Source organism: Azospirillum sp. ST 5-10 (assembly GCF_051225715.1).
Classification (GTDB): Bacteria; Pseudomonadota; Alphaproteobacteria; order Azospirillales; family Azospirillaceae; genus Azospirillum.
In genome coordinates this window covers 99,794-117,136 of record NZ_JBPJSP010000009.1, presented here as the reverse complement: position 1 = coordinate 117,136, position 17,343 = coordinate 99,794, and the positions used below count along the sequence as shown (strand labels likewise).

Below are 17,343 nucleotides of genomic sequence, written 5' to 3'. Positions count from 1 at the left end.
CCGCCACCCTGACGGGCGGTCCCGCCGGGGTCAACCGGGATGCGCGCCCGGCGCGGGCGGTGCGGAGGACGGGCTGGTGATCCGCAGGACGGCGAAGCTGGCGGCGTGGACCGCGGCCACGGTGGCGGTGCTGGCCGGGCTGGTCGGCGGCGGGATCGCCTGGCGGCTCTCGGCCGGACCGATCGCGCTCGACGCGCTGACCCCGTACGTCGAGCGGGCCCTGGCCGACGCCGTGCCGGGCACCCGCGTCGCCATCGGCGCGCTCGGCGTGAGCTGGGTCGACGACGACGGCGACGGCATCGGCGGCCTCGACCTGCGCGCCGTCGACGTGGCGGCGACCAACGCCGACGGCGAGGTGCTGGCGGCGGTGCCGGAGCTGGGGGTGGGCTTCTCGGTGCGGGCCCTCCTGCGCGGCCGCCTGGAGCCGACCCGGCTGGAGCTCGTCCGGCCGCGCATCGCCGTGGTCCGGCACGGCGACGGCCGTTTCGGCTTCGACATCCGCGCCGGGGAGCGCGGCGCCGACGGCACGGCGGCCGACGCCGGCTCGCCGGTGGTCGGCGAGGTGCTCGCCGCCCTGGAGGCGCCGCCCGACGCCGACCGGCCCCTCGGCCTGCTGCGGCGCCTGTCGGTGGCGCAGGCCGACCTGCGGGTGACCAACGAGGCCAGCGGCTTCTCCTGGCACGCCACGCGCGCCGACATCGATCTGCGCCGCGACCGCGACGGGATCGACGGCCGGCTCGCGCTGACCCTCGACCTCGGCGGCGAGACGGCGTCGCTGACCGCCACCGCCGACCGCCGGCGGGCCGACGGGCGGACCGTCGCGGCGGTCCGCATCGACGACCTGGAGCTGGCCCGCCTGGCCCGCGTGGCGCCCGAGCTGGCGCCGCTGGCCGGCGCCGCGTTCGCCGTCGACGGCACCCTCGAGCTCGACCTCGACCGCACCCTGCAGCCGCAGCACCTGCGTTTCGACCTGGCCGGCGGGCCGGGCGTCCTCGCCGTCCCGGGGCGGGACGGCGAGGCGCTGGCCGTCCGCTCGGCCGGCGCCCGGGGCGCGGTCGACCTCGCGGCGCGGCGGCTGGAGCTGGAGGGGGCGGCGCTGCTGCTGGGCGGGCCGGGCGACGGGCCGGGCACGCGTCTGGCCGCGGCCGGTCAGCTCACGGCGGACGGCGGGTTCGCGGTCGCGCCGACGGGCTCGTTGACCCTCACGCTGGCGCACGGGCTGCGGACCTCCTCGGTCATGCTCGACGCTGTGCGCGACGGCGCCGACGGGCTGCAGGTCACCGCCGAGGTGGAGAAACTGGAGCCGGCGCTGCTCGCCGCCCTGGCGCCGGAACTGGAGCCGCTGTCCGCGGCGGCGCTGCCGGTCGTCGGCACGGCCACCCTGCGGCTCGACGGCTCGCTGCGGCCACGCGACGGACGCCTGGACCTGGCGGCCGGCCCCGGCCGCCTGGTCCTGCCGGACCGCTTCGCGGCCCCCCTCGAGATCCGCGCGGCGGCGATCCAGGCCGTCGTGGATGCCCAGGCACGTCACCTCGACGTCGACCGCCTGGCGATCGATCTCGGCGGGCCGACGTTCGAGGCGCGCCTCGCCGTGGGCGAGGACCGCACGGGCGGCGACCGGCTGCGGGCGGACGGCTCGGTGACGGCGCGCGACGTGCCGCTGGACGATCTCGCGCGGCTGTGGCCGACGTCGCTCAGCAAGAACGCGCGCGAGTGGATCACCGAAAACCTGTCGCGCGGGACCGTGCACGAGGCGACGGCCATCTTCTCGGGGTCGGCCCCGCTGGCCGACCCGGGAGCCTTCGAGCGGGAGACGCTGAAGGCGACCCTGACGGCGTCCGACGTCGACGTCGAGTATTTCCGGCCCCTGCCGCCGGTGCGCGGCATAACCGCCGTGCGCGGCGAGGTCGACGGAACGACCTTCACCATCCACACCGAGGGCGGCCGCGTCGAGGACGTCGAGCTGGGCGCCGGCACCGTCGTCATCCACGACCTCGGCGGCAAGGAGAGCATCGACATCGACGTGCCGGTGGACGGACCGGTGCGCACCATCCTGACGGTGCTCGACAGTCCGCCGCTCGGCTATCCCAGCCGCCTCGACATCGACCCGGCCGGCACCGAGGGGCGCGCCCGCGCCGACCTCCGCTTCCGGTTCCCGTTGCTCGTCGACCTCAAGGTCGACGACGTCGACGTCGGCGTCACGGGCAAGCTGAGCGCGACCGGGGTGAAGAAGGTGGCGGCCGGGCTCGACGCCAGCGCCGGCGACCTCGATCTCGAGCTCGACACCAAGTCGATGACGGTCAAGGGCAAGGCGCGGCTCGACGGGGTGCCGGTCGTGCTGGACTGGAAGGAGCAGTTCGAGGATGCCGCCAAGGGGCCGCGCACCCGGGTCCACGTCAAGGGAACCGCCGACGCCGGCGAGTTCGCCAAGTTCGGCGTGGAAGCCGCCGAGTATGCCTCGGGTCCCGTCGGCTTCGACGTCGTCTTCACCGTCGACCAGCGCAAGCGCCTCGGCCTGACCGGCACCCTCGACCTCGCTCCCACCGACCTGCGGATCGAGGATCTCGCCTGGACGAAGAAGCCCGGCGTGCCGGCCTCCGGCCGCTTCACCCTGGAGTTCCGCAAGGACAAGGTCGTGCGGGTGTCCGGCATCACCTTCCAGGGGGGCGGACTGAAGGCGGCCGCCGCCCTCGACCTCGACCCGGCGACGACGGCGCTCACCCACGCCCAGATCGCCGAGCTCAAGCTGGAGGAGACCGACCTGCGCGCCGACGTGGTGGTGCGCGACGGCGCCTACGTGGCCACCGTGACCGGCGCCAGCCTGGACGCCCGGCGGCTGCTCGACGACGACGGCGGCGGCGGCGACACCGCCGCCCCGCCCCGGCGGCGGCGGCCGCTGGTGGCGACGCTGCGCGTGGGCCGGGTGATCTTCGGCGACGGCCGCCAGCTCGGCGACGTCGTCGCCAAGATCAACAACGACGGCTCGGTGTGGACGCTGATCGACGTCACCGCCTCCACCGGCCCGTCCTCGTCGCTGTTCGTGCGCTTCGAACCGGCCGGCGACCGCTACAAGGTCCAGGTCATCGCCGACGACGCCGGCCGGGCGCTCAAGATGCTCGACCTCAACGACCGCATCGAGGGCGGGCGCCTGCGCATCACCGGCACCACCCGCGAGCCGCGCGCCGACGCCGCCATCGACGGGCGCATCGACATGACCGACTACACGGTGGTCGAGGCGCCGACGCTGGCGCGCATCCTCAACGCCATCTCGCCGTCCGGCTTCGCCGAACTGATGCAGGGCAAGGGGATCACCTTCGGCCGGCTGGTCGGCGAGTTCCGCAAGCAGGGCCGCCTGCTGACGCTGAAGGAGGTGCGGACCTCGGGAAGCGCGCTCGGCCTGACCCTGGAGGGCGACGTCGACCTCGTCGCCGACGTCGCCAACCTGCAGGGGACCATCGTGCCGGTCTACGGCCTCAACCGCATCCTCGGCCAGATCCCCATCCTCGGCGACGTGCTGAGCGGCGGTGCCGGCCAAGGGATCTTCGCCGCGACCTGGCACGTCCGGGGACCCTTCGCCGATCCCGACGTCTCGGTCAACCCGCTGGCGGTGCTGGCGCCGGGGTTCCTGCGCAACCTGTTCTTCCTCGGCTCGACGGGAGGTGCGGCGGCGCCGGCCGACGGCGGTGCCGGAAACGGAGGAGCCGGAAACGAAACCGGAGCACCCGCGGCTGCGGACGCTCCGGGAGGTTGATGGCCGACGGTGCAGCGTGACGTTGACCGGCACTCGTCCATCGGCCGAACGGTGCGCGTGACGGGCGTCCTCCCAGGACCGGGCCGTTTCGGCCTCAAGCCATCCGGGCTAGGCCGAACGGCTGGGGCGAAAATGCTCCCACTAAGTGGGAGCTGTCAAGGCCGGATGGGCACCGCCGGTTGGAAATCGGTTGGATCGATCCAACCATCGTGTGCGCCAGACCGTGTGCGCCAGACCGCGTGCGCCAGACCGTGCGCACCAGACGCTCACACCGCCCTGACCAGGGCGTGTCGCTTCTTGCCGGCCGACAGCTTGATCGTGCCGTCGTTCCCGAGGTCGTCCAGCGTCGCCCGCGCCGTCTCGTCGGCGACGGCGGCGTCGTTCAGCCTGGCGCCGCCGCCCTTGATCAGGCGGCGCGCCTCGCCCTTGGAGGGGGCCAGCCCGGCGGTCACCAGCAGGTCGACGACGGCGAGACCGTCGGCGAGCTGGCCGCGCGGCACCTCGACCGTCGGCAGCCCCTCGGCGGCGGCGCCCTGCTCGAAGGTGCGGCGCGCCGTCTCGGCGGCCTCGTCGGCGGCGGCCTCGCCGTGGGCGAGACGGGTCACCTCGTTGGCCAGCACCTTCTTGGCCTCGTTGATCTCGGCGCCGGGCAGGGAGGCCAGCCGCTCCACCTCGTCGAGCGGCAGTTCGGTGAACAGGCGCAGGAAGCGGCCGACGTCGGCGTCCTCGGTGTTGCGCCAGTACTGCCAGAAATCGTAGGGGCTGAGCTTGTCGGCGGTCAGCCATACGGCGCCCGACGCCGTCTTGCCCATCTTGGCGCCCGACGCGGTGGTCAGCAGCGGCGTGGTCAGGCCGTACAGGTCCTTCTGGTCGACGCGGCGCGCCAGCTCGACGCCGTTGACGATGTTGCCCCACTGGTCGGAGCCGCCCATCTGCAGCCGGCAGTCGAGGCGGCGGCCCAGCTCCATGAAGTCGTAGGCCTGGAGGATCATGTAGTTGAACTCCAGGAAGGTCAGCGGCTGTTCGCGCTCCAGGCGCAGGCGCACCGACTCGAAGCTCAGCATGCGGTTGATGGTGAAGTGGCGGCCGATGTCGCGCAGCAGCGGGATGTAGCGCAGCTCGTCCAGCCAGTCCGCGTTGTCGACCATGACGGCGTCGGTCGGACCGTCGCCGAAGCGCAGGTAGCGGCCGAAGACGCGCTTGATCCCGGCCATGTTCTCCTTGATCCGCTCCTCCGTCAGGAGCTGGCGGCTCTCGTCCTTGCCCGAGGGGTCGCCGATCTTCGTGGTGCCGCCGCCCATCAGCACGATCGGCTTGTGGCCGGTCTTCTGCAGCCAGCGCAGCATCATGATGGGAAGCAGGCTGCCCACGTGCAGGCTGTCGGCGGTGCAGTCGAAGCCGATGTAGGCCGTCACCGGCCCCTGGGCCATGCGGGCGTCGAGCCCGGCGAGGTCGGTGCACTGGTGGATGAAGCCGCGCGCTTCCAGCGTGCGCAGGAAGTCCGATTGCAAGGTGGTCATGGCCCGAACGTCTGGCTGGTGGGTGGGGGAGGCGGGGGTCTGTTAGCACGGTTCCGCCCGGTGCGACAATTCCGCTGCCCCTACGGCCGTCGGCCGCGGCGACCCGGGGCGCGTCGCTTGCCGGTCGACGGGGCCGGCCACGGGGCGTATGGTGTCGTGCGATCGAGGAGGGAGGTGAGGCCATGGGCAACGTGCTGGACGGATTTCCCGAGGGTCGAACGCCCGAGGAGCAGGTCGCCTGGCTGAGGGGCCGGATCGACGACCTGGAGGCGCGCTACGAGGCCCGCATCCGCGCGCTGGAGACACGCCAGCAGGAGGTCGAGCAGCGCATCGCCGCGCACGAGCGGCGCCTCGAGCAGCACGAGCGGCGCCTGGCCCAGGTGGAGGCGCAGATCGAGGCCATCCGCCGCGGCGACCTGACCTCCGAAGCCGGTGACGAGGACTGGGACGGCTTCCAGACGCGCCACTGATGCAGACGGTCATCGGACTGATGAGCGGCACGTCGATGGACGGCATCGACGCGGCGCTGCTGCGGACCGACGGCGAGGACCGGGTCGAGCCCGCCGCCTTTCTGACGATCCCCTACGGCGACGGCTTCCGCGGCCGCCTGCGTTCCTGCCTCGGCGGCAAGGGGCCGGTGGTCGAGGTCGAACGCGAACTGACGGAGAAGCACGCGGACGCCGTCGCCCGCCTGCTCGACCGGGCCGGCGTCTCCGCCGCCGCGGTCGAGCTGGTCGGCTTCCACGGCCACACCATCCTGCATGCGCCGTACGAGCGGCGCACCTGGCAGCTCGGCAACGGGGCGCTGCTGGCGCGTCTCACCGGCATCGCCGTGGTCGACGACTTCCGCACCGCCGACGTCGCCTCGGGCGGGGAGGGGGCGCCGCTGGCGCCCCTCTTCCATCGGGCGCTGGCGAGCGGGCTGGAGCGGCCGCTGGCCGTCCTGAATCTCGGCGGCGTCGGCAATCTCACCTGGATCGGCGCCGACGAGGCGGTGATCGCCTGCGACACCGGTCCGGGGAACGCGCTGCTGGACGATTGGGTGCTGGCGCGGCGGGGGGAGCGCTACGACGCCGGCGGGGCGCTCGCCGCCGGCGGCCGGGTCGACGAGGCCGCGCTCACCGCGTTGCTCGACCATCCCTATTTCGCGCGGCCGGCGCCGAAGTCGCTGGACCGCGACGCGTTCGACGCCGCGCCGGTGCAGGGGCTGTCGCCCGCCGACGGCGCGGCGACGCTGACCGCCTTCACCGCCGCCTCGGTGGCCCGGGCGCTCGCCCTGCTGCCCCAGGCGCCGCGACGCTGGCTGGTCACCGGTGGCGGGCGCCACAACGCCACCCTCATGGCCATGCTGCGGCGGCGGCTCGAGGTGCCGGTGGAGCCGGTGGAGGCGGTGGGCTGGGACGGCGACGCGCTGGAGGCCCAGGCCTTCGGCTATCTCGCGGTGCGCAGCCGCCTCGGCCTGCCGCTCAGCCTGCCGACGACGACCGGCGCCCCGTCGCCGCTGACCGGCGGACGCTTCCATCCGGCCGCGGGCTGACCCGGGCCGGATGGAAGCGTACGGGGGTCAGCGGCCGGTCAGCACCTGCACGATCTGATAATGTCCGTGATCGCGGCCGAGCGAGACGGCGGAGTTGCCGATGGCGTCGGTGCGGCCGGGGTCGGCGCCGCCGGCCATCAGCAGGCGGGCGGCGGCGTCGTGCCCGCCGTTGGCGGCGTACATCAGCGCCGTCCAGCCGTGCCGGGTCGGCCGGTCCACCGCCGCGCCGCGGGCCAGCAGCGTCCGCACCACCGCGGCGTTGCCGCGCGCCGCGGCGGCCATCAGCGCGGTCTTGCCGTCGACGTTGGCGGCGTCGACGTCGGCGCCCGCCGCCGCCAGCAGGTCCACCAGACCGGCGTGCCCGCCGTAGGCCGCGTACATCAGCGGCGTGGCGCCCGTCTCGGTGCGGGCGCGCGGGTTCGCACCGCGGCGCAGCAGGGAGCGCACCTGATCGAGCAGCCCCTGTTCGGCCGCCACCATCAGCGGGGTCTTGCCGCCGGGCAGCCGCGCGTTGGCGTCGAGCACGCCGCCGGCCAGCGCCGCCTCCAGCCCCGCCGGGTCGCGCAGGATCGCCAGCGTGGCCGCTTCCGGCGCGGAGGACACGGTGGTGCTGCCGGTCTGCGCCTGCGCCTGCGCCTCGCCCAGCAGGTTCTGCAGTTCGGGATCGTCGGGATCGATGATGAGGGCGCGCTGATAGAACAGGCGGGCGTTCAGCCAGTCGCCCTTCGTCTTGGCCATCGCCGCCCAGCGCCGATAGGTGTCCTCCATCTCGTCGAGGAGCGTCCCGGCGGCCGGCGCCTCCGGCAGCAGCGCCTGCATGCGCTGCACCGTCTCGAAGGCGTTGTCGCCTTCCGGCGTCGTCAGCTTCTTGTCGGCGAGCTGCCCGCGCGCCCGCTCCGCCAGCGCCTCGACCCGGCGTTGCAGGTCCGGATCGACGGGCGGCGGCGGCGGGCTCGGCAGGGCCGCGACCTCGGTCGGCGGCGCCAGCGGGGGCAGGGGGGCGGGGTCCGCCGGGGCCACCGCCTGGGCCGGCGGCTCGGGCTCGTCCTCCGGCAGGACCATCCCTTCGAGGTCGTTCAGCAGCCGGGCCAGGGAATCCGGCCGCGGCTCGGCCGGCGGCGCCGGCTGGGCTCCGTTGTCGGGGGCCGCGCCGTCGGCGGCCGCGCCGTCGGGGGCCGCGCCGGCCGCCGGTTCGGCGCCGGCGGCCGGCGCCGCGTCGGGCAGCGAGGCGACCGCGACGGGGTCCGGGGGGAACGGTTCCGCCGCGGCCGCCGGCACCTCCGGCGGCACCGGCTCCGTTGATTCCGTCACGGCATCCGCCGTCGCGTCGATCGCCGGGATGGGCGTGTCGATCGCCGGTGCGGGCGCCGCCGGCTCCGGTTCGGCCGAGGCGCCGGCCGTGGACGCCGGCGCTCCGGAGAGCGCGGCGTGGGCCTCGGCGGCGGGGCGGCGCTCGTTGAGGAGGAAGGCGCGTGCGCCGTGCCAGGCCCCGGCGGCGTACGTTCCGGCGAGCCGGGCGCGGTCCCCGAGGTCGGGCACGGCCACCGCCACGGCCGCCCCGAGGCCGAGCACGACGACCACCACGGCCGCCCAGGGCAGCGCCCGGCGGGGACGATGGTCGCCCGGTGGGGCGACGGCGCCGCGCGGCGGGGCGGCCAGACGCGGCCCCGGGGCCTCGGCGGCCGGCGCCGCCGACGGAGCGCCGGGACCGGCCAGCCGGTAGATCACCCCGTGGTCGCGCAGCGCCCGGGCCAGCGGCGGCGGCGTCAGGGCGCGCTCCAGCGCCGCCGGGCCGCACAGCAGGACCTGCAGGAAGCGGCCTTGCGGCGATTCGCTGCCGCTCAGGTCCGCCAGGTCGGCCAGGGTCTCCGGCGCCAGGTGCTGGGCGTCGTTCACCGCCAGCAGGCCGCATCCGGCAAGGTCGAGCCGACGCTCCAGCTCGTCGATCAGCCCGTCGAAATCGGCGTCGTCGCTGGCCCGGCCGGCGGCGTCGCGGCCGGCGGCGGCGACCAGCGCCTCGACGTCCATGCCGGCACGGGCGGCGACGACCAGGACCAGCGCGCCATCGGCCGCGACCTCGGCGGTCAGCCGGGCGAAGACGTCGCCGCGTTCGCCGCCGCCGCCGCCGGCGAGCACCAGCAGCCGCTTCCGGGCGAGCAGGGCGAGCTTCAGGCCTTCGAGCGCTTCGCGCTGTTCCGGTGTGCCGGCGTGCGGGACCGGCGGGGCGGCGTCGGACGCGTCGCTCATCGGGACGGGCTTCGAAGCGGTGCGGTTCATGGGCATGCCGTGGCAGTGGGACGGAACCTAAGTCCCTGACTCTAGTCGTCCCCTCGCGGCGTGCGACGGTGCAAAGGGACGGCGCTGCCGCTCATAAGGGGATTACCGCCACCACCGCAGGCTGGTCCGATCCCCTCTGTGGGGTATAGGGTGCCGCTTCGTACCGGCAACGTCCCATAGGCCCATGCGCATCGGCATCGACCTCGGCGGCACCAAGATCGCGGCGGTCGCCCTCGCCGCACAGGGCACGGAGCGCGCCCGCGGGCGGGCCGACACCCCGCGCGACTACCCCGGCACCCTGGCGGTGCTGTCGGATGTCGTCGCGCAGCTGGAGCGGCGGGCCGGCGGCAGCGGCGCGACGGTCGGCCTCAGCCTGCCGGGGGTCGTCGATTCGGCGGCGGGAACGGTGCGGGCGGCGAACCTGCCCTGGCTCGACGGGCGGCCGTTGGCCGGCGACCTCGCGGCGGCGCTCGGGCGGCCCGTGCGCCTCGCCAACGACGCCAACTGCTTCGCCCTGTCGGAGGCGGCGGACGGGGCGGCGGCCGGGGCCGGGATCGTGTTCGGCGCCGTGCTCGGCACCGGGGTCGGCGGCGGCATCGTCGTCGACGGCCGCATCCTGGCCGGCGCCAACGCGATCGCCGGGGAGTGGGGGCACACGCCGCTGCCCTGGCGGACGCCCGCGGACGGCCCCGTCGCGGCGTGCGGCTGCGGCCGGCTCGGCTGCCTGGAGACGGTGCTGTCGGGCGCCGGCTTGAGCCGGCTGCACGCCCACCACACCGGCCGTGATCTGGCGCCGCCGGCGATCGCCGCCGCCGCCGCCGCCGGCGACGCCGGCGCGCGCGCCAGTCTGGCGGGCCACGCCGACGCGTTGGCGCGGGCGCTGGCGGGCGTCGTCAACCTGCTGGACCCGGAGGTGGTGGTGGTCGGCGGCGGCCTGTCGGCGCTGCCGGATCTGTGCGGTGCGGCGGCGGAGCGCCTGGGTCTCTACGCCCTGGTGCGGGCGCCGCGCACCCGGATCGTGACGGCCCGTTTCGGCGGCGACAGCGGCATGCGCGGGGCCGCCCGCCTGTGGCCGGCCTGACGGGACGGAGCCGTCAAGCCGGCGGGCGGAGGATCAGTCGGTGATCGTCTGCCAGAAGAAGAACAGGACGAACAGAAGCATCAGCGCGATGTCCATGGCGGCTCTCCCGGTGGTGTGTCGGCGGCTTCTATACGACAGAACGCCGTGACGGGGAACCGCGCGCCTCGGCATTCCCGGAAATTTCCCGCGACCGCCGACTCGGCGTGCCGGCGCGCGTGCACCCCCGGCCGAACGGACCTACCCCTTTAGTCAGGGATTGCCCGGTGGGCATGTTTCTGGCAGAAAAAAGGCCGCTGAGGACAGCGGCCTGAGTTTAGGGAGGAAACGCCCAAGAAGGGCGAAGCAGCAATCGCTTGCTGCGCTGCAAAATTTAACAGATCCATTCGGTGCCGCAACACCGGAGCACGGCCCCCGCGGGGGCCGTCGCTGTTTTCCGGGGTCAGTGTTGCGATATGGTCACAGACGCGCCCGCCGGCGCCGCGACGGCAGCGATGACGCGGTTTCCCGGTGTGTTGTTTGGCGGCGAATGCCCACACGGAAGGCACACAGCATGGCCGAACCGACCGCCCCCGGCGCCGACCATCCCTCCGCCCTCGACCGCTTCGCCGCGTTCGCGGCCTCCCTCGGCGGACGCACGCCGGCGGTGTTCCTGGACTATGACGGCACGCTGACCCCCATCGTCGACCGGCCGGACCTCGCCGTGCTCGACGGCGCGACGCGCGACGCCGTCGCCCGGCTGGCCGGCTCGTGCCCGGTCGCGGTGGTCAGCGGCCGCGATCTCGACGACGTGCGCCGCCTCGTCGCCCTCGACGGGCTCGTCTACGCCGGCAGCCACGGATTCGACATCCGCGGGCCGTCGCTGCGCACCCAGATCGGCCTGGAGTACGTGCCCGCCCTGGACGCCGCCGAGGCGGCGCTGGCGCGGCGGCTGGCCGACGTGGAGGGGGTTCTGGTGGAGCGCAAGCGCTTCGCCATCGCCGTGCACACCCGCATGGCGGCGGCCGAGGCCAAGCCGGTGGTCGCCCGCACGGTGCGGGACGTGGCCGCCGGCCAGGCCGGGCTGCGGGTGACCGGCGGCAAGGAGATCCACGAGTTGCGCCCCGACCTGCCGTGGGACAAGGGCCGCGCCGTGCTGGCGCTGCTCGACGCGCTGGAACTGAACGGCGCCGGTTACCGGCCGCTCTACATCGGCGACGACGAGACCGACGAGGACGCCTTCCGGGCGCTGGAGGGGCGCGGCGACGGCCTGCGCGTCATGGACCCGCCGGCCGCAACCGCCGCCACCTGGAGCCTGCGCGATCCCGGCGAGGTGCGGGCCTTTCTCGTGAGGCTCGCCGACCACCTGCGGGCCGGACGGCCGGACGCCGCCTGATCCCGGCGATGCCGGCCGACCGGCGCCTCTTGCCAGGAACGATCGCCCGGAGGTAGCGTCGGGTCCATCGTTCCCGCGCGCCCGGAGGCCTGCGCCATGTCCGTCGCCCCCATCGGCACCTCCGGACCCCAGCCGGCGCCCCTGGCGGCGGCCACCGCCGGCATGCGGCAAGCCCAGGCCACCGTCCTGGCCGCCACCGAACAGGTGGCGGCCGGCGGCGCCGATCCCGCCGTCGTCGTCGACATCGCCCAGGCGGAGACGGCCTTCGCCGTCAACGCGGCGGTGCTGCGGACCGGCACGGCCATGACGCGGCGGCTGCTCGACCTGCTGGCCTGAACCGGTGGCCCGGATCGCGCCCCCTGTGGCACGGCCCGGGCAAACCTGCGGGCTCCATGGCTCTGCGGGATCGCCGGGCCCGCCCATGGCGGCGCGGACGTCGCAGATCCTGCCTGGGCGCCGCACCGCGGCGCCCCCCGGATTCACATGAGGCGTTCCAGCAGGGCGAGGAACTGGCGCTGCTCGTCGCTGTCGAGCGGCTCCAGGGCGCGGGCGTGCGCCATGGTGGCGTTGCCCTGCAGGCGGGCCACCAGCGCATGGCCGCTGTGGGTCAGGGTGACGCTGGTGCGGCGGCGGTCGACGGGATCGGGGCTGCGCTCCACGAGCGCCCGCTCGACGAGGCGCAGGATGACGCCCTGGGTGGTCGCCGGGTCCATGTAGGTCAGCCGGCCGAGCTGGTTCTGCGACAGCGCGCCGTGGCGGTGCAGGGTCACCAGTGCGGCCCACTGGGTGGGCGTCACCTGGGTATCGCCGATGGTCTCCAGGAAGATCCCGTTCGCCCTCTGGTGGACTCGACGCAATCTGTGATTGATCTGATCGGACAGGGTGTAATCGTTGGCGGCCGCGGCCGGCCCCTCGCCGGCCGATTCGATGCGGTATGCGCTCATGTGGGCTTCCATCGTCCTTCTCCTCGCGACGCTGCGGTGTTCCGTCGGCCCTGCAAGGCGTGTCCGGCCGGCGGTTGAACCGACGGAACCTCCGGCGCCGACCGTGTCGGCTCACCGAAGGCCTGAGCTTTAGGCCTATGTCATAAGCCATAAAGCCAAACATACGAGCAGATAAAGCAAAAAAACGTGTATCGAGGGGGCCTTAGGCCAAGGACAGGCCACTTTGAGGCGATGTTGCCACCAGATAGCGCGGAAGTGTCGCAGGCGCTTCGCGATAATGTCTTGCCCCACGATACAAATCGCCGGAACGTCTTCGTTCCGGCGATCCGGGCGCCCGACTTCCTCCCGTCGGCAACGGCGGGAATCAGGGGGCGCGTTTGGGAGGGTAGGTCGGGGGCGGACTCGTCCGCTCCTCTTCGGAGTGCGGCACCGGTCCCGCCGGCTCGGGGACACCGCCCGGCGTGTAGGGCGGCATCCGGTCGTCCTCGGGACGCTTGGGGGATTTCGGCGGCTGCTGCGGCCGGACGGGCAGGTCGGAACGGTCGGCCATGTTCGCGGTCCCTCCTCTCGGGTGGCGGGGTGCCGGCGGCGCCGGACGCGCCGCCTGCCTACGAGAACGGGCGAGGGCCGGTGGTGTCACCGCCGGGCGGGAAACACGAACATGCCTATGACGTTCGTCGAGTTGCGGGCGGCACCGCGGCGGTCCTGCGTGGAGCGGTGGAAGTCATGTTGCCGACGAAGCACAGGTGCGTGCAAAACCGTGCTTCCCGTGCCTTCACTGTTGCGCTCGTGTCACGGTATGGTTTGACTTGCGGCACTGCCCGACGCGCCGGTCCGGCTCTGGCACGACGGTTCGCGGCATCAAGCCTTATCGCGGTGACCCCAATGAAGACCATGTCCACGTCGATCTTTGCTTTCACCGCCATCGCCGCCGGAGCGGCCGGCGGGATGCTGTCGGGTCTCGCCGCGGCGCCGGCCGCCGCCCAGGATCTCGAGCGCGGCGAGACCGTGCTGGAGCGCCCGCGCCCCGAGGTGGAGCAGCTGGGCATGCGCGCCGGCTCGTTCCTGGTGCTGCCGCGCCTGGAGGCCGGGGCGACCTACGACAGCAACGTCTTCGCCACGGAGTCCGACACCGAGTCCGATTTCGTCTTCGTCACCCGTCCCGAGCTCGACGTCCGTTCGAACTGGAACCGGCACGCCCTCAACCTCTCGGCGTACGGCGAGTTCGGCCGCTACAAGGACAATTCCCGCCTCAACTACGAGGACTACCGGGTGCTGCTGGACGGCCGGCTCGACGTGTGGCGGGACAACACGCTGGAGGGCGAGGCCTTCCACCGCCGCAACCATGAGGGCGCCGGCGAGATCGACACCGAACTCGGGGAATCGCTGGCCGCCGGCGTGGCCGAGCCGGTGATCTACTACGTCAGCGGCGGCGAGGTGGCCTACACCCATCACTTCAACCGTCTGCGCGCCCGCCTGTCGGCGCTGGCCTCCTACTACGATTACGACGACGCGGTCCTCGCCAACGGGCTGAGCCGGCCGGAGGACGACCGCAACCGCTGGGCCTACGGCACCGCGCTGCGCGTCGGCTACGCCTTCATCGACGGCTACGAGGCCTTCGTCCAGGGCGCCTACACGAAGACCAAGTACGACGACAGCACCCGCTACGGCGACGTCGACCGCGATTCGGACGGCTACGACGTCACCGTCGGCTTCTCCTCCGAGCTGACCGCCCTCATCAACGGCGAGGTCTTCGCCGGCTACCTCTCCCGCGACTTCGACGCCCCCGGGCTCAAGGACGTCGACGGCCTGGCGTTCGGCGGCCAGATCAACTGGGCGGTCACCGAACTGACGGCGATCACCGGCTCGGTCACCCGGCAGGTGCGCGAGACGCGGGCCACCCTGGGCGGTTCGACGGCGTCGAGCTACACCCGCACCGTATACGCCATCGGTGTCGACCACGAGCTGCTGCGCACCGTCATGCTCAACGGCCGCCTCCAGTACCGCACCGACGACTTCAACGGCATCGACCGTGCCGACGACGTCTACACCGTGGGGCTCGGGGCGACCTACCAGGTCAACCGCTATCTCTACGTCACCGGCGGCTACACCTACGAGGAACGCCAGTCCGACGCCGCGTCCGACTACACCAGCAACCTGGTCTTCCTGCGCCTCGGCGCCCAGCTCTGAGCGTCGCCCGGCGCAAGACGCCACGGCCGCCCGGGAAAGTCGAACGACCTGTCTAGGCGCCCGCCATTCCGGCGGGCGCCTTTTCTTCGTGTGACGCTCGGCCAATCGGCGGCCCCGGATATGCTGGCAACCATGCCTCGTCCATTCGCCAGAGCGCGGCGCGCCCACGCGTGTTAATTCGACTCCACTTATTCCCGTGGAGCCGCGAGTTGCTAGGATCTTACCTGGACACCGCCGGGGCTTGCCGTGGTCCACGGCGGCCCGTTCACTGCCACGTTCCAGGGAAGGGTTTGGGATGAATCGACGTCACTTGTTCCGTCTGCTCGGGCTTTCCGCCGTCGGTGCGGCCGGCCTCGGAATCACCGGCTGCGCCAACATCGACGCGCCGCCCGAGCCCCAGGGCATGGTCCAGGCCGGCGAGTACGAGCTCGGCGCCGGCGACGCCCTGCGCGTCATCGTCTTCGGCGAGGAGCAGCTCTCCGGCGAGTTCCGGGTCGACGGCTCCGGCAGCGTGGCGATGCCGCTGATCGGCGAGGTGCAGGCGCGCAACCGCACCACCCGCCAGCTCGAGCAGGAGATCGCCTCGCGCCTCGAGAAGGGCTATGTGCGCGACGCCCGCGTCAGCGTGGAGGTCCTCAACCATCGGCCCTTCTACATCCTGGGCGAGGTGCGCAACCCCGGCCAGTACAGCTTCCAGAACGGCATGACGGCCCTGACCGCGGTCGCCATGGCGGGGGGCTACACCTACCGCGCCGACGACGACTTCATCCTCGTCACCCGCGGCAGCGACCCCGACAAGAAGCTCTACCGGGCGCCGCTCAACACGCCGATCATGCCGGACGACGTGGTCCAGATTCCGGAGCGCTATTTCTGACCGCCGCCCGGCGTCGGCCTCCGGCGCGGCGCGGCGCGGCGGCCCTCGGTCGCCGCGCCGGATCCGTCGGTGCCCCACCGGCCGTCAGCGCTCGGTGCGGCCGCCATCGTGCCGGCCGCCCTTGACCGGCGCGGTGCCGTGGGCGTCGGTGGCGGTGCCGATCTCGTAGCCTTTCTTCTGTCCCGGCGGCACCCGCGGCCCGCCGGGGGAGGGCGACGGCGCCACCGTGGGCGGCGGCCGGGTGCCCGCCGCCTCGTCGTCCGTGCCGAGCGGCGCCGCGGCGGGATCCTCGTTGGGCACCTTGTCGCCGGTCTCGCCGCGGTCGATGGCGGCGCGCAGCCGCTGGGCCGCCATGGTCGGCGGATCGGCGGGACGGTCGTCGGGGCGGTCGGCCATGAGGGTGCCTCGGTGTGGTTGCGCTCAGCACCCCCTCCAACCGCCGCCGCACCCGCCGGGTTCCCCGGCGATGGGGCCCGGGTGGCGATCGGGCCGCCGGCCCGTCCCGACGGCACGAAGCCGTGCGCCGACGCGCAGCGCCGGCCGGCGCGTCCGTCCGCCGCCTCGGGGGGGCGCCGCTTCGGGGGAATGGTGCCGGATACAGGATTCGAACCCGTGACCTTCTGATTACAAATCAGCTGCTCTACCAGCTGAGCTAATCCGGCATCGCGCGCCGACTCGGGGGGCCGGCGCGGCGCCCACACTAGCGTCCCCCCGGGCTCCAGACAAGCGCCGGAGCGCCGCCCGTCTAGCCGCGCCGGCGCGCCACCTCGTAAAGGGCGACCGCCGCGGCGTTGGAGACGTTGAGGCTGCCGACCGGCCCGCCGGTCGGCAGGCGGGCGATCGCGTCGCAGCGTTCGCGCGTCAGGCGCCGCAGGCCCGCGCCCTCGGCGCCGAGCACCACCGCGGTGCGGCCGCCCAGGTCCAGCTCGGCCAGGGTGCGCGCGCCCGATTCGTCGAGCCCGACGCACCAGAAGCCGGCGTCGCGCAGCTCCCCCAGGGCACGCGCCAGGTTGGTCACCCGCACCAGAGGCACCGCCTCGAGCGCCCCCGACGCGCTCTTGGCGAGCACGCCGGTGACCTCCGGCGCATGCCGCTCGGTGACCAGCACGGCGCGCGCCCCGAAGGCCGAGGCCGAGCGCAGGATGGCGCCGACGTTGTGCGGGTCGGTCACCTGGTCGAGGACCACCACCAGCGCGTCGGCCGACGTCTGCGCCGCCGCGCAGACGTCCTCGATCCCCACCTCCGGCAGCGGCCCGGCGTCGAGCGCCGCCCCCTGGTGGACCGCCCCCGGCGGCAGCAGGCGGTCGAGTTCGAGCCGTTCCACCACGGTCGGGGCGGGCCGCTCGAGTCCCAGCGCGGCGGCCCGCTCGAGCGCCGCCGCGAGCGCCTCCCGGCCCGAATCGGTGACCATGAGGCGCCGGCAACGGCGCTCCGGATTCGTCCAGGCGGCGGCCACGGGGTGGACGCCGTACAGCAGCCCGGCGCCGCCGCGCGGTCCGGCGGGGGGTGGGCGGCGACCGGCGGCGGCGGGGTCGCCGTGTCCCGACGGGGGGCGCCCGGAGGGTGGGCGGGGCTTGTTGCGGCTCATCGGCGGCTCACGGTCTCGGGGCGGGCGGGTGGGGCGGAAAGCGGCGCTTTCCCTCGACAACGGGTAGCGCCGACCGGCCCCGAGGGCCAGCACGCTTTTTTCCTGAAGGCCGCGCTCAACGCTGTTGACAAGGCTCCAAAAATTCTCATAGTGCCGATCTCCGTTCCGGGGCACACCGGGACGGACGCAGGAAGGGTGGCCGAGTGGTT

15 protein-coding genes and 1 tRNA gene are annotated in these 17,343 nt (G+C 73.8%); 8 read left to right on the top strand and 8 right to left on the bottom strand.

Translation table 11 applies throughout. The features are described 5' to 3' along the window. Positions 1–76 precede the first annotated feature (76 nt). Positions 77–3,751, top strand: a complete 3,675-nt coding sequence (locus tag ACSBPG_RS12850) for a YhdP family protein (RefSeq protein WP_435537562.1) — start codon at positions 77–79, stop codon at positions 3,749–3,751. A 266-nt stretch (positions 3,752–4,017) separates the two neighbouring features. Here the strand turns inward: ACSBPG_RS12850 and tyrS are convergent, their stop codons facing one another. After that, positions 4,018–5,271, bottom strand: a complete 1,254-nt coding sequence (gene tyrS, locus ACSBPG_RS12845) for a tyrosine--tRNA ligase (RefSeq protein ID WP_435537561.1) — start codon at positions 5,269–5,271, stop codon at positions 4,018–4,020. A gap of 182 nt (positions 5,272–5,453) precedes the next feature. On the opposite strand from tyrS, the gene ACSBPG_RS12840 reads away from it, so the two are divergent. Together ACSBPG_RS12840 and ACSBPG_RS12835 are read left to right on the top strand one after the other, a co-directional pair. Further along, the gene (locus ACSBPG_RS12840) at positions 5,454–5,741 is read left to right on the top strand and encodes a hypothetical protein (RefSeq protein ID WP_435537560.1); all 288 of its coding nucleotides are present in this window, start codon (positions 5,454–5,456) and stop codon (positions 5,739–5,741) included. Further along, positions 5,741–6,808: an anhydro-N-acetylmuramic acid kinase gene (locus ACSBPG_RS12835; RefSeq protein ID WP_435537559.1), complete on the top strand. Its 1,068-nt coding sequence runs from the start codon at positions 5,741–5,743 to the stop codon at positions 6,806–6,808. Before ACSBPG_RS12840 ends, ACSBPG_RS12835 begins: the two co-directional genes overlap by 1 nt. Positions 6,809–6,835: 27 nt before the next feature. Here the strand turns inward: ACSBPG_RS12835 and ACSBPG_RS12830 are convergent, their stop codons facing one another. After that, positions 6,836–9,055: an ankyrin repeat domain-containing protein gene (locus ACSBPG_RS12830; RefSeq protein WP_435537558.1), complete on the bottom strand. Its 2,220-nt coding sequence runs from the start codon at positions 9,053–9,055 to the stop codon at positions 6,836–6,838. 214 nt (positions 9,056–9,269) lie between these two features. Between ACSBPG_RS12830 and ACSBPG_RS12825 the strand changes: the two genes are divergently transcribed. Next, a complete protein-coding gene (locus tag ACSBPG_RS12825; RefSeq protein ID WP_435537557.1) occupies positions 9,270–10,166 on the top strand; it encodes an ROK family protein in 897 nt (298 codons plus the stop codon). Between the two features lie 33 nt (positions 10,167–10,199). On the opposite strand, the gene ACSBPG_RS12820 is transcribed toward ACSBPG_RS12825, so the two are convergent. Then, complete coding sequence (locus ACSBPG_RS12820) at positions 10,200–10,337, bottom strand: hypothetical protein (RefSeq protein WP_435537556.1); 138 nt, start codon at positions 10,335–10,337, stop codon at positions 10,200–10,202. 379 nt (positions 10,338–10,716) lie between these two features. Here ACSBPG_RS12820 and otsB point away from each other — a divergent pair, with 379 nt between their 5' ends. Together otsB and ACSBPG_RS12810 are read left to right on the top strand one after the other, a co-directional pair. Continuing rightward, a complete protein-coding gene (gene otsB / locus ACSBPG_RS12815; protein WP_435537555.1) occupies positions 10,717–11,538 on the top strand; it encodes a trehalose-phosphatase in 822 nt (273 codons plus the stop codon). Positions 11,539–11,634: 96 nt separating this feature from the next. Continuing rightward, positions 11,635–11,874 carry a hypothetical protein gene (locus tag ACSBPG_RS12810; RefSeq protein WP_435537554.1) on the top strand — a complete coding sequence of 80 codons (240 nt, stop codon included), beginning with the start codon at positions 11,635–11,637 and terminating at the stop codon, positions 11,872–11,874. 143 nt (positions 11,875–12,017) lie between these two features. Here the strand turns inward: ACSBPG_RS12810 and ACSBPG_RS12805 are convergent, their stop codons facing one another. Then, a complete protein-coding gene (locus ACSBPG_RS12805) occupies positions 12,018–12,482 on the bottom strand; it encodes a MarR family winged helix-turn-helix transcriptional regulator (protein WP_435537553.1) in 465 nt (154 codons plus the stop codon). Between the two features lie 364 nt (positions 12,483–12,846). Further along, positions 12,847–13,032, bottom strand: coding sequence for a hypothetical protein (locus ACSBPG_RS12800; RefSeq protein ID WP_435537552.1), 186 nt, complete (start codon positions 13,030–13,032; stop codon positions 12,847–12,849). A 335-nt stretch (positions 13,033–13,367) separates the two neighbouring features. Between ACSBPG_RS12800 and ACSBPG_RS12795 the strand changes: the two genes are divergently transcribed. Then, a complete protein-coding gene (locus ACSBPG_RS12795; RefSeq protein ID WP_435537551.1) occupies positions 13,368–14,672 on the top strand; it encodes an outer membrane beta-barrel protein in 1,305 nt (434 codons plus the stop codon). 295 nt (positions 14,673–14,967) lie between these two features. Further along, complete coding sequence (locus ACSBPG_RS12790) at positions 14,968–15,546, top strand: polysaccharide biosynthesis/export family protein (RefSeq protein WP_435537550.1); 579 nt, start codon at positions 14,968–14,970, stop codon at positions 15,544–15,546. Between the two features lie 84 nt (positions 15,547–15,630). On the opposite strand, the gene ACSBPG_RS12785 is transcribed toward ACSBPG_RS12790, so the two are convergent. The 3 genes from ACSBPG_RS12785 to rlmB form a co-directional block, all read right to left on the bottom strand. Then, entirely contained in the window at positions 15,631–15,942 is a 312-nt protein-coding gene (locus ACSBPG_RS12785) for a hypothetical protein (RefSeq protein ID WP_435537549.1), read from the bottom strand. A 190-nt stretch (positions 15,943–16,132) separates the two neighbouring features. Further along, positions 16,133–16,208: transfer RNA gene (locus ACSBPG_RS12780), tRNA-Thr, on the bottom strand. 83 nt (positions 16,209–16,291) lie between these two features. Next, entirely contained in the window at positions 16,292–17,134 is an 843-nt protein-coding gene (rlmB, locus tag ACSBPG_RS12775) for a 23S rRNA (guanosine(2251)-2'-O)-methyltransferase RlmB (protein WP_435537548.1), read from the bottom strand. Positions 17,135–17,343: the final 209 nt, after the last annotated feature.

Bases quoted from the DNA above. Each gene is read 5' to 3' on its own strand.
- tyrS (WP_435537561.1), bottom strand. From the start codon at position 5,271: ATGACCACCTTGCAATCGGACTTCCTGCGCACGCTGGAAGCGCGCGGC.
- ACSBPG_RS12840 (WP_435537560.1), top strand. From the start codon at position 5,454: ATGGGCAACGTGCTGGACGGATTTCCCGAGGGTCGAACGCCCGAGGAG.
- ACSBPG_RS12835 (WP_435537559.1), top strand. From the start codon at position 5,741: ATGCAGACGGTCATCGGACTGATGAGCGGCACGTCGATGGACGGCATC.
- ACSBPG_RS12830 (WP_435537558.1), bottom strand. From the start codon at position 9,055: ATGAGCGACGCGTCCGACGCCGCCCCGCCGGTCCCGCACGCCGGCACA.
- ACSBPG_RS12825 (WP_435537557.1), top strand. From the start codon at position 9,270: ATGCGCATCGGCATCGACCTCGGCGGCACCAAGATCGCGGCGGTCGCC.
- ACSBPG_RS12820 (WP_435537556.1), bottom strand. From the start codon at position 10,337: ATGCCGAGGCGCGCGGTTCCCCGTCACGGCGTTCTGTCGTATAGAAGC.
- otsB (WP_435537555.1), top strand. From the start codon at position 10,717: ATGGCCGAACCGACCGCCCCCGGCGCCGACCATCCCTCCGCCCTCGAC.
- ACSBPG_RS12810 (WP_435537554.1), top strand. From the start codon at position 11,635: ATGTCCGTCGCCCCCATCGGCACCTCCGGACCCCAGCCGGCGCCCCTG.
- ACSBPG_RS12805 (WP_435537553.1), bottom strand. From the start codon at position 12,482: ATGAGCGCATACCGCATCGAATCGGCCGGCGAGGGGCCGGCCGCGGCC.
- ACSBPG_RS12800 (WP_435537552.1), bottom strand. From the start codon at position 13,032: ATGGCCGACCGTTCCGACCTGCCCGTCCGGCCGCAGCAGCCGCCGAAA.
- ACSBPG_RS12795 (WP_435537551.1), top strand. From the start codon at position 13,368: ATGAAGACCATGTCCACGTCGATCTTTGCTTTCACCGCCATCGCCGCC.
- ACSBPG_RS12790 (WP_435537550.1), top strand. From the start codon at position 14,968: ATGAATCGACGTCACTTGTTCCGTCTGCTCGGGCTTTCCGCCGTCGGT.
- ACSBPG_RS12785 (WP_435537549.1), bottom strand. From the start codon at position 15,942: ATGGCCGACCGCCCCGACGACCGTCCCGCCGATCCGCCGACCATGGCG.
- rlmB (WP_435537548.1), bottom strand. From the start codon at position 17,134: ATGAGCCGCAACAAGCCCCGCCCACCCTCCGGGCGCCCCCCGTCGGGA.